11 protein-coding genes are annotated in these 13815 nt (G+C 65.9%); 8 read left to right on the top strand and 3 right to left on the bottom strand.

Annotation, left to right across the window (positions count from 1 at the left end; genetic code table 11):
• The first annotated feature begins 24 nt into the window (after positions 1–24).
• The gene (locus ACZ5TO_RS02450) at positions 25–1113 is read left to right on the top strand and encodes an ROK family protein (protein WP_464799414.1); all 1089 of its coding nucleotides are present in this window, start codon (positions 25–27) and stop codon (positions 1111–1113) included.
• A 21-nt stretch (positions 1114–1134) separates the two neighbouring features.
• On the opposite strand, the gene rhaI is transcribed toward ACZ5TO_RS02450, so the two are convergent.
• Positions 1135–2427, bottom strand: coding sequence for an L-rhamnose catabolism isomerase (rhaI, locus tag ACZ5TO_RS02445; protein ID WP_464799413.1), 1293 nt, complete (start codon positions 2425–2427; stop codon positions 1135–1137).
• Between the two features lie 15 nt (positions 2428–2442).
• Positions 2443–4539, bottom strand: coding sequence for a bifunctional rhamnulose-1-phosphate aldolase/short-chain dehydrogenase (locus tag ACZ5TO_RS02440; protein WP_464799412.1), 2097 nt, complete (start codon positions 4537–4539; stop codon positions 2443–2445).
• Between the two features lie 203 nt (positions 4540–4742).
• On the opposite strand from ACZ5TO_RS02440, the gene ACZ5TO_RS02435 reads away from it, so the two are divergent.
• From ACZ5TO_RS02435 to ACZ5TO_RS02405, 7 genes are all read left to right on the top strand, one after another.
• Positions 4743–5555: a DeoR/GlpR family DNA-binding transcription regulator gene (locus ACZ5TO_RS02435; protein WP_464799411.1), complete on the top strand. Its 813-nt coding sequence runs from the start codon at positions 4743–4745 to the stop codon at positions 5553–5555.
• 49 nt (positions 5556–5604) lie between these two features.
• Entirely contained in the window at positions 5605–6600 is a 996-nt protein-coding gene (gene rhaS / locus ACZ5TO_RS02430; protein ID WP_464799410.1) for a rhamnose ABC transporter substrate-binding protein, read from the top strand.
• A 64-nt stretch (positions 6601–6664) separates the two neighbouring features.
• Entirely contained in the window at positions 6665–8200 is a 1536-nt protein-coding gene (locus tag ACZ5TO_RS02425) for a sugar ABC transporter ATP-binding protein (protein WP_464799409.1), read from the top strand.
• A 12-nt stretch (positions 8201–8212) separates the two neighbouring features.
• Complete coding sequence (locus ACZ5TO_RS02420; RefSeq protein WP_464799408.1) at positions 8213–9202, top strand: ABC transporter permease; 990 nt, start codon at positions 8213–8215, stop codon at positions 9200–9202.
• Entirely contained in the window at positions 9199–10215 is a 1017-nt protein-coding gene (locus ACZ5TO_RS02415; protein WP_464799407.1) for an ABC transporter permease, read from the top strand. Before ACZ5TO_RS02420 ends, ACZ5TO_RS02415 begins: the two co-directional genes overlap by 4 nt.
• On the top strand, positions 10215–10529 hold the full coding sequence (rhaM, locus tag ACZ5TO_RS02410) for an L-rhamnose mutarotase (protein ID WP_184145068.1): 315 nt from the start codon (positions 10215–10217) through the stop codon (positions 10527–10529). The genes ACZ5TO_RS02415 and rhaM overlap by 1 nt, the downstream gene beginning before the upstream one ends.
• Complete coding sequence (locus ACZ5TO_RS02405; RefSeq protein ID WP_464799406.1) at positions 10526–11878, top strand: FGGY-family carbohydrate kinase; 1353 nt, start codon at positions 10526–10528, stop codon at positions 11876–11878. Before rhaM ends, ACZ5TO_RS02405 begins: the two co-directional genes overlap by 4 nt.
• On the opposite strand, the gene ACZ5TO_RS02400 is transcribed toward ACZ5TO_RS02405, so the two are convergent.
• Positions 11875–13815, bottom strand: a complete 1941-nt coding sequence (locus tag ACZ5TO_RS02400; RefSeq protein WP_464799405.1) for a MacB family efflux pump subunit — start codon at positions 13813–13815, stop codon at positions 11875–11877. The genes ACZ5TO_RS02405 and ACZ5TO_RS02400 overlap by 4 nt on opposite strands.

Here is a 13815-nt window from a genome sequence, read left to right as displayed (position 1 = left end):
ATCCGCATACGCAAGGGAGCGGGCATGGGCAGCGAACAGCGCAAACGGCAGGCAAGACAGGATGACGAGATCGGCGCGCCGGTCTCCCATGGCGCCGGCGACCTGCCAAAGGTCGAGGTCGCAAGCTACAATCTGGAACTGCGCGACAAGGCCGGCTTCATCGGCGACCGCGCCAACAAGACCGCCTTCCGCGATGCCCTCGACGGCTGGCGCAAGCGGGTGCGCGCGGGCGGGCCCGATCCCCTCGGCGACACGCCGACCGACGATCTTTCCAAGAAGGACATCGACGGATTGCTGAAGGACGGCGAGAGCGAGGCGGCGACGCTCGTGCGCGCGGCCGTCGACGATTTCGCGGCAGCGCTCGCCGGCATTCTCCTTCGCTATCTTGATGAGGACGCCTGGAAGGGAACGCGCCGGATCGTGGTCGGCGGCGGGTTCAGCGACAGCAAGGCCGGGCTGATGGCGATGGCGCGCACCCAGCTTCTCCTTCGCGCCGAGGGCATGAAGGTGGAGCTCGTGCCGATCGGCCATCATCCAGACGAGGCCGGCCTTCTCGGCGCGGTCCACCTCATTCCCTCCTGGATGCTGAAGGGGCACGACGCCATCCTCGCCGTCGATATCGGCGGCACGAACATCCGCGCCGGCGTCGTCAAGCTCAACCTCGACGACAAGCCGGATTTCTCCAAGGCGAAGGTCTGGAAATCGGAGCTCTGGCGCCATGCCGACGACGAGCCGAAGCGCACCGCCACCATCGAATATCTCGTCGAGATGATCGAGGGGCTGATCGCCAAGGCGGAGAAGGCCAAGCTGACGCTGGCGCCCGTCATCGGCATCGGCTGCCCGGGCGTGATCGCGGCGGACGGGTCGATTGCCCGCGGCGGGCAGAACCTTCCGGGCGGCAACTGGGAAAGCACCCATTTCAACCTGCCCGAGGCGTTGCGCAAGGCGATCCCCGCCATTAGCGGCGAGCCCACCTTCGTCATCATGCACAACGACGCGGTCGTGCAGGGCCTTTCGGAGGCCCCGCGCATGGCCGATACGGAGCGCTGGGCGGCCGTCACCATCGGCACCGGCCTCGGCAATGCCAGCTTCCGCAACAGGAAGGAGGCGTGATCCTCCTCCTGCCGTGCCCGCTCAGATGATGCCGCCGCCACCGGCGGCGGAGGCCGGCCGCTCGGCCGCGACCTTGCGGCGGTAGCCGCTGGCGCGATAGGCGGCGACCGGGTCGATGGCCCCGCCCGTGCGACGTCGGGTTTCGGCGAGGATCGGCTCCACATCGGTGCGGTAGGCGCGCTTCAGCGTCTCGGTCGCCATCAATGCGTCGTTGCCGTCCTGATGGCCTTCGAGCGCCTTGCGGTCGACGAGAAGGGCCTGCGCATAGGCGCGGCGGATCTCGTTCGCGCTGTTGATCAGGCTCTCGATCGGATCGGTGACATTGTGCGACTGGTCAATCATATGGGCCGGGTGGAAGCCCCTGGCCCCGCGCTCCTCGGCATCCACCAGCTCGTTGAAGACGAGGAACAGGCGGTAGGGCTCGATGGCGCCGGCATCGAGGTCGTCGTCGCCGTATTTCGAATCGTTGAAATGGAAGCCGCCGAGCTTGCCGAACTGGATGAGCCGGGCGACGATCATCTCGATATTGGTGTTCGGCGCGTGGTGGCCGAGGTCGACGAGGCACTGGGCCTTGGGGCCGAGCGTCTGGGCGATGAGGTAGTTGGTGCCCCAGTCCTGCACGACCGTCGAATAGAAGGCCGGCTCGTACATCTTGTGCTCGGAGAAGAGCTTCCAGTCGTCCGGCAGCGCCTTGTAGATCTCCGCCATGGCGGCAAGGTAGCGCTCGAACGCCTTGGTGAAGTTGCTCTGGCCGGGGAAGTTGGAGCCGTCGCCGACCCACACCGTCAGCGCCTTCGAGCCGATGGCCCTGCCGATCTCGATGCATTCCAGATTGTGCTCGACCGCCTGGGCGCGCGTTGCCGCGTCCGTATGGCTGAGCGAGCCGTATTTGTAGGAATGCGCCTGGCCGGGCGCGTCGGAGAAGGTGTTGGAATTCATCGCGTCGAAGCCGAGGCCGAGCGCGTCGCCCTTCGCCTTCAGCTCCTTCGGGTCCGCCTTGTCCCACGGGATATGCAGGGAGACATTGGGCGTCGCCCGCGTCAACTGCTGGATGACCGAGCAGTCGTCCAGCTTGTCGAAGATGCCGCGCGGCTCGCCGGTGCCGGGAAAGCGCGCGAAGCGCGTGCCGCCCGTGCCGACGCCCCAGGAGGGCACGGCAACGAAGAATTTTGCCACCTTCGCCGTGACGGCCTCGATGTCGATGCCGCGGCGGGCGAGATTGGCGCCGAGCGCGTCGTAGTCCTCCCGCAGCGCCCCGGCCCGCTTGTCGTTTTCCGCGACGATCACATCCGCCGCGATCTTGAACTCAGCCATTTCCAGCCTCCCTGATCAGCGCGGAAAACTCTGCGCGTTGCCGGCATCCACGTTGATGATATTGCCCGTCGACTTCGCCGAAAGGTCGGAAGCGAGGAAATAGATGGCCTCTGCGATGTCCTCCGGGAAGACGTTCAGCTTGAGCATCGAACGCTTGCGGTAGTGCTCCTCCAGCTCGCTCACCTCGATCTTGGAGGAGGCGGCGCGCTGTTCGCGCCATTCGCCGCCCCAGATCTTCGAGCCGCGCAGCACCGCGTCGGGATTGACGGTGTTAACGCGGATGCCCGCTTCCGCCCCTTCGAGCGCAAGGCAGCGCGCAAGATGGATCTCGGCGGCCTTGGCGGTGCAATAGGCCGAGGCGTTCGGCGAGGAGGCAAGGCCGTTCTTGGAGGCGACGAAGACCACGTTGCCGCCAAGCGCCTGCCGGCGGAAGAGGCGGAACGCCTCGCGCGAGACGAGGAAATAGCCGGTCGCCAGAATGTCCATGTTCTTGTTCCACATCGAAAGCTCGGTGCTTTCGACGGGCGCGGAAGAGGCGATGCCGGCATTGGAGACGAGGATATCGACGCCGCCGAACTCGACGCAGGCTTGCGCGAAGGCGGCGATCACGCCGGCCTCGTCCGTCACGTTGAGCTGGACGGTGCGCACCGCGTCGCCGCTGTATTTCTTCGCGAAGTCCGAGCCGACCTCGCCAAGCGCATCGGCATCGATATCGGCGAGCACCACGCAGGCGCCCTCGCCCGCCAGCCGCTCGGCCGTCGCGCGGCCGATCCCGCCGGCCCCGCCGGTGATGAGGGCGACGCGGCCGGCAAGGCTCTTCGGCTTCGGCATGCGCTGGAGCTTCGCCTCCTCCAGCAGCCAGTATTCGATATCGAAGGCCTCCTGCTCGGGCAGGCCCTGATATTCGGAGACCGTGGACGCGCCGCGCATCACGTTGATGGCGTTGACGTAGAACTCGCCGGCTATGCGCGCGGTCGCCTTGTCCTTGGCGAAGGAGAACATGCCGACGCCCGGCACGAGGAAGATGACCGGGTTGGGGTCGCGCATCTTCGGCGAATTGTCGTGCTTGCAGGTTTCGTAATAGCGCGTGTAATCGGCGCGGTAGTCTTCCAGCGCCTTGTCGAGGCCGGCGATCACGGCGTCGGCATCGGGCTTTGCCGGATCGAAATCGACGATCAGCGGGCGGATCTTCGTGCGCAGGAAATGGTCCGGGCAGGAGGTGCCGAGGCTGCCGAGCGGCTTCAGGTCCTTCGAATTGACGAATTCGAGCACGGCGGGCTGGTCGTCGAAATGGCCGAGCTTGCGCTCGCCCTTGCCGATGCGGCCGCGGATTTCCGGCATCAGCTTCGCGGCGACGGCGCGGCGCTCGGCTTCACCGAGGCTCTGTGCGACGGCGCCGCCGAAGATCGTCTTGCCTTCCGTCTCCTTCGCGAACCACGCGATCGCCTTGTTGATGATCTCCAGCGTCAGGAGGTAGCAGTCCTTGGCGTCGTTCGCCCAGGTGAAGAGGCCATGGCTTTCGAGGACGACGCCCCTCGCCTTGGGGTTCGCCTTGACGAAGGCTTCGAGGTCGAGGCCGAGCTGGAAGCCGGGGCGGCGCCAGGGCAGCCAGCCGATGTCGTCGCCGAATATCTTTGCCGTCAGCTCCTTCGAGTTCTTCGCCGCGGCAATGGTAATGATCGCGTCCGGATGCATATGGTCGACATGCGTATAGGGCACGAAGCCGTGGAGCGGCGTGTCGATGGAGGCGGCGCGCGGGTTGAGGTTGAAGGTGCAGTGCGGCAGGAAGCCGACCATGCGGTCCTCGTCATGGACGCCCTTGTAGATGCCCTTCAGGGCCTCCAGCTTGTCCATGTAGAGGGTGGCGAAACCGTCGAGCCTGATCGTGCCGACGTCGCCGCCCGAACCCTTCACCCACATGACGCGGGCCTTTTCGCCGGTCAGCGGATCGGTTTCCGCCACCTTGGCCGACGTGTTGCCGCCGCCGTAATTGGTTATGCGCTTGTCGGCGCCGAGGAGGTTGGAGCGGTAGAGCAGCTTGCCGGGCTCGTCGAGCTTTGCGGCATGGGCATCATCCCAACGGTTTTCGAGAAGGCGGGGCTGACCCGTCATGATTTCCTCCCTGGCTTGACACTTGGCGGGACGCCACGCCGGCCTCCCGTCTCCTTCTGTGCGAGCTATGGCGCATTCCTTCCCGCAATGTCAATCATTTTTGATCATTAAAGATCATTGTGCAGCGCAACATGATCTTTTTTGATCGTTTCTGATTGACAGGATAAAAAGAATACGAATAAATCATCCTCAGGAGGAGCCCCATGCACGAACGCGAACGCCATCGCATCATTTTGAGCGCAATCCAGGAAAAGCCCGTCGTGACGGTGCAGGATATCGCCGAACTGACCGAGGCATCCGAGGCCACGATCCGCCGCGACATCGCCGCCCTGCACGTGCAGGGCAAGCTGCGCCGCGTGCGCGGCGGCGCCGAGGCCATGCATCCCCCGCAGCTCGGCAATCTGGCCGCGCGTCCGTTCAAGGTTTCCGAATCGATCAATATCGATCGCAAGCGCGCAATCGCCCGCCGCGCGGTCGAGCTGTGCGAGGAGGGCGATTCCATCGTCATCAACGGCGGCACCACGACGTTCCAGATGGTGCATTTCATGTCGGCCCGCCGCCTTCAGGTCATGACCAATTCCTTCGCCATCGCCGAGCATCTGGTGAAGCACTCCAAATGCACGGTCAGCGTTCCGGGCGGGGCGATCTACCGCGACCAGAGCCTGATCCTCTCGCCCTTCGACAACGACGCGATCCGCAATTTCTATGCGCGGCGCATGTTCATCGGCGCGCAGGGCGTCAACGCGCTCGGCATCATGGAATCGGACGCGCTGGTCATCCAGAGCGAGCAGAAGCTGATGCGCCAGGCCGAGGAGCTGATCGTCATGGCCGATTCCAGCAAGTTCGACCGGCGCTCCAGCCTCATCCTGTGCCCGCTCGAGAACGTCTCGACGATCATCACCGACGACAGGATTTCGGACGAGGCGGCCACGATGCTCGCCCATGCCGGCATAAAGCTCATCACCGTGAAGCCGATGGCTTCGACGGAGAAGGAGGATTCCACCTCGGCGGCCTAGGAACGGCGCCGGGAGGAGTGACTTTGGTTTCAACATCGGGAGGAAGACAATGAAACTATCCACGAAACTGCTCGCCGGCGCCGCGCTCGCGCTTACCGCCATGATGTCCTCAGCCAGCGCCGCCGACATGAAGATCGCGCTGCTCGTCAAGTCGCTCGGCAACGGCTTCTTCGAAGCCGCCAACAAGGGCGCGGAAGAGGCCGCCAAGGAACTCGGCGGCGTCGAGATCATCTATACCGGCCCGACCACGACGACGGCCGAAGGCCAGATCGAGGTCATCAACTCGCTGATCGCCCAGGGCGTCGACGCCATCGCGATTTCGGCGAACGACCCGGACGCCGTCGTGCCGGCCCTCAAGAAGGCCCAGCAGCGCGGCATCAAGGTAATCTCCTGGGATTCGGGCGTCGCGCCGGAAGGCCGCATCATGCACCTCAACCCCTCCTCCAACGAGCTGATCGGCAAGATGTGCCTGCAGCTTGCCAAGGACCACCTGCCGGACGGCAAGGGTGACTTCGCGATCCTGTCCGCGACGACCACCTCGACCAACCAGAACATCTGGATCGAGGAAATGAAGAAGCAGCTCAAGGACTTCCCCGGCCTCAACCTCGTCACCACCGTCTACGGCGACGACCTTGCCGACAAGTCCTACCGCGAGGCCAACGGCCTGCTCACCTCGCAGCCGAACGTCAAGGTCATCGTCGCGCCGACGACGGTGGGCGTTCTCGCCGCCTCGCAGGCCGTCAAGGATGCCGGCAAGATCGGCGAGGTCTACGTGACGGGCCTCGGCCTTCCCTCCGAAATGGCCGGCGCCATCAAGTCGGGCGCGACGAAGGAATTCGCCATCTGGAACCCGATCGACCTCGGCTATTCGGCAACCCAGATCGCCTATCACCTCGTCAAGGGCGACACGGACGGCGCTCCGGGCTCGGAAATCGAGGCCGGCCGCATGGGCAAGATCAAGGTCGGCGACAACGGTGAAGCCGCCATGGCCGATCCCTTCGTCTACGACGCCTCGAACATCGACCAGTTCTCGAAGATCTTCTGATCTTCCGAACGTCTTCCCGGCGGCGCATCGCCGCCGGGTCTCTTTCCATTTTCCGGTGTACCTGATGAGAAGCGTTGCATCCTCGATGATTGCCACGAAGGCCGAAACGGTCGGCGCGCCCATTCTGGAGATGCGCGGCATCTCGCAGATCTTTCCCGGCGTGAAGGCGCTCGACGGTGTCGATATCGCGCTCTATCCGGGTCAGGTGACCGCGCTGATCGGCGAGAACGGCGCGGGCAAGTCGACGCTGGTGAAGATCCTCACCGGCATCTACCGCCCCAACGAGGGCGAGATCGTCATGGACGGCGCGCCCGTCACCTTCGCCAATGCGCAGGCCGCCATCGACGCCGGCGTCACCGCCATCCACCAGGAGACCGTGCTTTTCGACGAATTGACGGTCGGCGAGAACATCTTCCTCGGCCATGCGCCGCGCACGCGCTTCGGCCTCATCGACTGGAAGACCATCAACGAGCGCGCCCGCGCGCTGATGCACCAGCTCGAAAGCGACATCGACCCGACGATCAAGCTGAAGGACCTTTCCATCGCCCAGCGGCATCTGGTGGCGATCGCCCGCGCGCTCTCCGTGGAAGCGCGCATCGTCATCATGGACGAGCCGACCGCCGCCCTTTCGCGCAAGGAGATCGACGACCTCTTCCGCATCGTCGAGACCCTGAAGAAACAAGACAAGGCCATCCTCTTCATCAGCCACAAGTTCGACGAGGTCTACGAGATCGCCGAGAACTACGCCGTCTTCCGCGACGGGCGCATGGTCGGCGCGGGGCGCCTCAAGGAGACCCCGCAGGAAGAGATCGTGCGCCTCATGGTGGGCCGCGACGTGCATGACGTCTTCCCCAAGAGCAAGGTCGCCATCGGCGAGACCGTGCTCAAGGTCGAGGGCTACTGTCACGACACCGAATTCCGCGACATCTCCTTCGAGCTTCGCCGCGGCGAGATCCTCGGTGTCTACGGCCTCATCGGCGCGGGGCGCTCGGAAGTCTGCCAGTCGCTGTTCGGAACGACCGTGCCCGCTTCGGGCAAGACCTTCCTCGACGGGCGCGAAATCGTCATCCGCTCCTCCGCCGATGCGATTGCCGCCGGCATCGTCTACGTGCCGGAGGAGCGCGGGCGGCACGGGCTCGCGCTCGACATGCCCATCTTCCAGAACATGTCGCTGCCCTCGCTTGCCCGCACCTCCGTGCGCGGCTTCCTCAAGGCGGCGAACGAATTCTCGCTGGCGCGCAAATATGCCGAGCGGCTGGACCTTCGCGCCGCCGCGCTTTCCGTGCCGGTCGGCACGCTTTCGGGCGGCAACCAGCAGAAGGTGGTGATCGGCAAGTGGCTCGCCACGCGGCCGAAGGTCATCATCCTCGACGAGCCCACCAAGGGCATCGACATCGGCTCGAAAGCGGCCGTCCACGCCTTCATCTCGGAACTTGCCGGCGAGGGCCTTTCCATCATCATGGTCTCGTCCGAACTGCCGGAAATCCTCGGCATGTCGGACCGCGTCATGGTGATGCGCGAGGGCCTGATGGCGGGCATCTACGACCGCGAGGGGCTGACGGCGGAAACGCTGGTGCGCGCGGCGACCGGCAATGCATAAGGACGGATCACCATGCAGCGTCTCCTGAAGAACCGTGAACTCCTGCTGGCGCTGATCATCCTCGTGATGATCGCCGGCTTTGCGACGCGCGCGGCCGGCTTTGCCGCGCCCGCCAACCTCGCCAACATCTTCAACGACACGTCGATCCTCATCATCCTCGCCCTCGGGCAGATGACGGTGATCCTGACGAAATCCATCGACCTTTCGGTGGCGGCGAACCTTGCCTTCACCGGCATGGCCGTCGCCATGCTGGACGCGGCCTATCCCGGCCTGCCGCTTGCCCTTCTTATCGTGCTCGCCGTCGTCATCGGCGCGGCGATGGGCGCGATCAACGGCTTCCTCGTCTGGCTGCTGCAGATCCCGCCCATCGTCGTGACGCTCGGCACGCTCACCATCTATCGCGGCATGGCCTTCGTGCTTTCCGGCGGCGGCTGGGTGAACGCCCACCAGATGACGCCCGATTTCCTCAACCTGCCGCGCCTTCCCGTCCTCGGCCTGCCGATCCTCTCCTGGCTCGCCATCGCCATCGTGCTCGCCATGTGGTTCGTGCTGATGCGCACGCCCTTCGGCCGGTCGGCTTATGCCTCGGGCGGCAATCCGACGGCGGCGGTCTATGCCGGCATCGACGTCGGCCGCGCGCGCTTCCTCGCCTTCGTGCTTTCCGGGGCGCTTGCCGGCCTTTCCGGCTATCTCTGGGTGTCGCGCTATGCGGTCGCCTATGTCGACATCGCCGCCGGCTTCGAGCTGGACACGGTCGCGGCCTGCGTCATCGGCGGCATTTCCATTGCCGGCGGCATCGGCACGGTCATCGGCACCGTGCTCGGCGCGCTCTTCCTCGGCGTCATCAAGAATGCGCTGCCCGTCATCGGCATCTCGCCCTTCGCGCAGATGGCAATCTCGGGCGTCGTCATCATCCTCGCCGTGGTCTTCAACGCCCGCGCCGAGAAGAAGAAGGGCCGCATCATCCTGCGTGAGCGCGCCGCCAAGGAGAAGCTGGCATGAGCACCGCAACGACCGGCGAGACCGCAACCCGCCGCCAGATCCCCGACCGGCTCGGCACGCCCTTCACGCGTCTCCTCGCAAGCTGGGAAGTGCTGCTCTTTGCCGTGGCGGTGGCGATCTTCATCGCCAATTCGCTCGCCTCGCCCTATTTCCTGAACGCCTGGAACCTTTCCGACGCCACGTTCAACTTCACGGAAAAGGCGCTGATCGCCTTCGCCATGGCGCTGCTGATCATCGCGGGCGAGATCGACCTTTCCGTCGCCGCGATCATCGCGCTCGCCTCCACCGCCATGGGCGCGGCGGCGCAGACCGGGCTCGGCACGCCGGGGCTCGTGGCCATCGGCATCGGCACCGGCCTTGCCTGCGGCGCCTTCAACGGCGTGCTGGTCGCCGGCCTCAAGCTGCCCTCCATCGTCGTCACCATCGGCACGATGAGCCTCTTCCGCGGCATTTCCTATATCGTGCTCGGCGATCAGGCTTATGGCAAATACCCCGCCGACTTCGCCTGGTTCGGCCAGGGCTATGTCGCCTGGGTCTTCTCCTTCGAATTCGTGCTCTTCCTCGTCATGGCCGCGGTCTTCGGCGTGCTGCTGCACCGGACGAATTTCGGCCGGCAGGTCTATGTCATCGGCAACAACCCGCTTGCCGCCCGCTTCTCCGGCATTCCGGTCGAGAGGGTGAAGTTCATCCTCTTCCTCCTGACCGGCCTGATGAGCGGGATCGCCGCCGTCTGCCTCACCTCCCGCCTCGGCTCCACCCGCCCCTCCATCGCGCAAGGGTGGGAGCTGGAAGTGGTGACGATGGTCGTGCTCGGCGGCGTGTCGATCCTCGGCGGGGCGGGCACCATCGCCGGCGTCGTCATCGCCGCGTTCGTCATGGGCCTCGTCACCTTCGGCCTCGGCCTCCTCAACGTGCCGGGCATCGTCATGTCCATCTTCATCGGCCTCCTCCTGATCGTCACCATCGCCCTGCCGATCATCGCGCGGCGGATCAAGCATGCGAGGAAAGCCTGATGGAGCGGTATGCCTTCAAGATGAAACTCAATCCCGGCATGGCGGCGGAATACAGGAAGCGCCATGACGAAATCTGGCCGGAGCTTGTGAGCCTGCTGCGCGAGGCCGGCGTTTCCGACTATTCGATCCACCTCGACCCAGAGACGAACATCCTCTTCGGCCTCCTCACCCGGACGGCGGACCACACGATGGCGGCCCTGCCCGATCATCCCGTGATGAAGCGCTGGTGGGCGCATATGGCGGACATCATGGAGACCAATCCGGACAATTCCCCCGTCCAGAGCGACCTCGTTTCCGTCTTCCACATGCCATGACCCATATCGCCGTTCTCGACATCGGCAAGACCAATGCCAAGGTCGTCGTCCTCGACGCGGAAACGGGCGCGGAAATCGCCAGCGCCCGAACACCCAACACCGTCCTCGAGGACGGCTCCTACCCGCACTACGACGTGGAGGCGCTGTGGGCCTTCGCGCTCGATGCCTTCCGGCGCTTTGCCGCCGACCCCGGCTTCGATGCCATCTCGATCACCACGCATGGCGCGTCCGCCGCGCTTCTCGATGCCGACGGGGGGCTCGTCCTGCCCGTCCTCGACTACGAGCACGAATACCCGGCGGACATCCGCGCGGCCTATGACGCCCTGCGCCCGCCTTTTGCCGAGACCTTCTCGCCGCGCCTTGCCATGGGGCTCAATCTCGGCGCGCAGCTGCATTATCAAAAGACCGTCTTCCCGGAGGATTTCGCACGGGTCGCGGCCATCGTCACCTATCCGCAATACTGGGCTGCCCGGCTGACGGGTATCGCCGCCAACGAGGTGACCTCGCTCGGCTGCCATACCGACCTGTGGAACCCGAAGGCGGGCGCCTATTCCGCGCTGGTCGATACGCTCGGCATCCGCCCGCTGATGGCGCCGGTGCGCCCGGCCTTCGATGCGCTCGGGTTGGTGCTGCCGGAGATCGCCGCGGTCATCGGCACGTCCGTCCCGGTCCATTGCGGCATCCACGATTCCAACGCCTCGCTGCTGCCGCATCTGGTGGGGCGCAAGGCGCCGTTCTCCGTCGTCTCGACGGGCACCTGGGTCATCAACTTCGCCGTCGGCGGCGATCTCGCGCATCTCGATCCGGCGCGCGATACGCTCGCCAATGTCGACGCCTACGGCCGCGCTGTGCCCTCCTCCCGCTTCATGGGCGGACGGGAGTTCGAGATGCTGTCCGCGGAGATCGGCAACGTTTCGGAAGAGGAAGCAACGGCTGCGCTGCCTTCGGTGATCGCCAAGGGGATGATGCTTCTGCCGAATGTCGTTTCCGGCTCCGGTCCCTTCCCGGGCCGCCAAAGCCGCTGGGTGAATGCCGAGGGCGCACGCCGCGCCGAACGGCACGCGGCCGCCTGCCTCTATCTTGCGCTGATGAACGAGGCCTGCCTCGGCCTGATCGGCGCGGGCGGGCCGACCGTGGTGGAAGGCCCCTTCGCGGCGAACGGGCTCTACCGCATCCTCCTTGCCGCGCTGACCGGGCGGCCCGTCATCGCCGTGCCTGGCTCGACCGGCACAAGCCAGGGCGCGGCGCTGCTGGCCGGGATTGCCCCGGTTGCAGCGCCGGAAACCCATGTCGCGCCCTCGGCCGTCCCCGGCCTCGACGCCTATCGCACAGCCTGGCTTGCCGCTTAATCCGCGCTGAGCGCCACGGCCGGCTGGAGGTGCGAGGCGTTGCGCGCGGGCAGGTAGCCGAAGACGAGGCCCGTCAGGAACGAGCAGGCGAAGGCGAGCGCGACCGGCCCGACGGTGAAGCTGACGGGCAGGCCGAAGACCTGCGCAAGCCCGCCGACCGAGAGCCCCAGCACGACGCCGATGGCCCCGCCGATCGCCGAGACGACCAGCGCCTCGATGAGGAACTGGAAGAGGATGTCGCGCCGGCGCGCGCCGGTCGCCATGCGCACGCCGATCTCGCGGGTGCGCTCGCGCACGCTCACCAGCATGATGTTCATCACGCCGATGCCGCCGACGAGCAGCGAGATGGCCGCGACCGAGCCGAGGAACAGCTTCATCGTGTTCGACGTCTCGGTGAAGGCCTCGCGCACGGAGGACATGTTGGTGATCTGCGTGTCCTCGGCCTTGTGGCGCTGGTTGAGCAGCGTCTGGATGGCATCCTGCGTGGCGTCGATGGCGGCGGCATCCTCCACCTGCACGGTGATGGTGCGCACGTTGCGCTGGCCGAAGAGCCGCATGCTGCCGGTCGACAGCGGCACCAGCATCGTGTCGTCCTGGTCGTTGCCGCCGGCGCTCGCCCCCATCTCCGCCATCACGCCGATCACCTGGAAGGGGATCTTGTTGACGAGGACATATTGGCCGAGCGGATTGCCGCCGTCCGCAAACAGGGTCTTCGCCACCGTCTGCCCCAGCACGACGACGGGAGCATAGGTGTCCATGTCGTCCTGGTTGATGAACTCGCCGGAGGCGACCTTCCAGGATTTCGCGCGCGGGAAGGCCGGCACCGTGCCGTTCGCCGTCGTCTGGTAGTCGATATTGCCGTAGCGCACGGTGACGGAGCTCGTCATCTCCGGCACGGCGAAGGTGACGTTCGGCACTTCGAGGATCGCATCGGCGTCGGAGGGGATGAGCGTGACGGGCGCGCTGCCGCCGCCGCGGAAATTCGCCATGCTCGGGCGCACCAGCAGGAGGTCCGAGCCCATGGCGGAGATGCGGTCGAGCACGGAATTCTGCGCGCCGGTGCCGATCGCCAGCATCGCCACCACCGAGCCGACGCCGATGACGATGCCGAGCAGCGTGAGGACCGTGCGGAAAAGATTGGCGCGCAACGCGCGGAAGGCCATCTTGACCGCCTCGGAAATGTCGGCGATGGCGGCAGAGCCTTCCTTGACCGCCTTTTGCAGGCCGGCCGCTGCCTCACCGGAGGCGCGCGGCTTGCGGTTGCGGTCGGCGATGATGCGGCCGTCGCGGATCTCGATCAGCCGGTCGGCGGCCTCCGCCACCTCGCGCGAATGGGTGATGAGGATGACCGTGTGGCCGTCCTCGTTCATCCGGCGCAGCAGCGCCATCACCTCCTCGCCGCTCTGGCTGTCGAGCGCGCCGGTCGGCTCGTCGGCGAGGATGACGCGGCCGCCGTTCATCAGCGCGCGGGCGATGGAAACGCGCTGCTGCTGGCCGCCGGAAAGCTGGTTCGGCCGGTGGTCGAGCCGGTCGCCGAGCTTCAGCGAGCCGAGCAGCATGTCCGCCCGCTCCTGCCGGGCGCGTGCGGGAAGGCCGGCATAGATCGCCGGCACCTCGACATTCTCGCGGGCGCTCGCCGTCGGGATGAGGTTGTAGCTCTGGAAGACGAAGCCGAAGGTGCGCCGGCGAAGGCCCGCAAGCTCGTCGCCGTCGAAGTCGGAAACCGGCACGCCGTCGATGCGGTAGTCGCCGGAGGTCGGCTGGTCGAGGCAGCCGAGGATGTTCATCAGCGTCGACTTGCCCGAGCCGGACTGGCCGATGATCGCGACGAACTCGCCCGCCTCGATATCGAGCGAGATGCCGTGCAGCACCTCGACGGAAAGGCCGCCGTTCTCGTAGGTCTTGGTGACGTCGCGAAGCGAGAGGAGCGCGCTCAT

The organism is Shinella sp. Sh6, assembly GCF_055392685.1.
This window is presented reverse-complemented; position numbering and strand designations above follow the sequence as displayed.

Bases quoted from the DNA above. Each gene is read 5' to 3' on its own strand.
- ACZ5TO_RS02450 (WP_464799414.1), top strand. From the start codon at position 25: ATGGGCAGCGAACAGCGCAAACGGCAGGCAAGACAGGATGACGAGATC.
- rhaI (WP_464799413.1), bottom strand. From the start codon at position 2,427: ATGGCTGAGTTCAAGATCGCGGCGGATGTGATCGTCGCGGAAAACGAC.
- ACZ5TO_RS02440 (WP_464799412.1), bottom strand. From the start codon at position 4,539: ATGACGGGTCAGCCCCGCCTTCTCGAAAACCGTTGGGATGATGCCCAT.
- ACZ5TO_RS02435 (WP_464799411.1), top strand. From the start codon at position 4,743: ATGCACGAACGCGAACGCCATCGCATCATTTTGAGCGCAATCCAGGAA.
- rhaS (WP_464799410.1), top strand. From the start codon at position 5,605: ATGAAACTATCCACGAAACTGCTCGCCGGCGCCGCGCTCGCGCTTACC.
- ACZ5TO_RS02425 (WP_464799409.1), top strand. From the start codon at position 6,665: ATGAGAAGCGTTGCATCCTCGATGATTGCCACGAAGGCCGAAACGGTC.
- ACZ5TO_RS02420 (WP_464799408.1), top strand. From the start codon at position 8,213: ATGCAGCGTCTCCTGAAGAACCGTGAACTCCTGCTGGCGCTGATCATC.
- ACZ5TO_RS02415 (WP_464799407.1), top strand. From the start codon at position 9,199: ATGAGCACCGCAACGACCGGCGAGACCGCAACCCGCCGCCAGATCCCC.
- rhaM (WP_184145068.1), top strand. From the start codon at position 10,215: ATGGAGCGGTATGCCTTCAAGATGAAACTCAATCCCGGCATGGCGGCG.
- ACZ5TO_RS02405 (WP_464799406.1), top strand. From the start codon at position 10,526: ATGACCCATATCGCCGTTCTCGACATCGGCAAGACCAATGCCAAGGTC.
- ACZ5TO_RS02400 (WP_464799405.1), bottom strand. From the start codon at position 13,815: ATGAGCGCGCTCCTCTCGCTTCGCGACGTCACCAAGACCTACGAGAAC.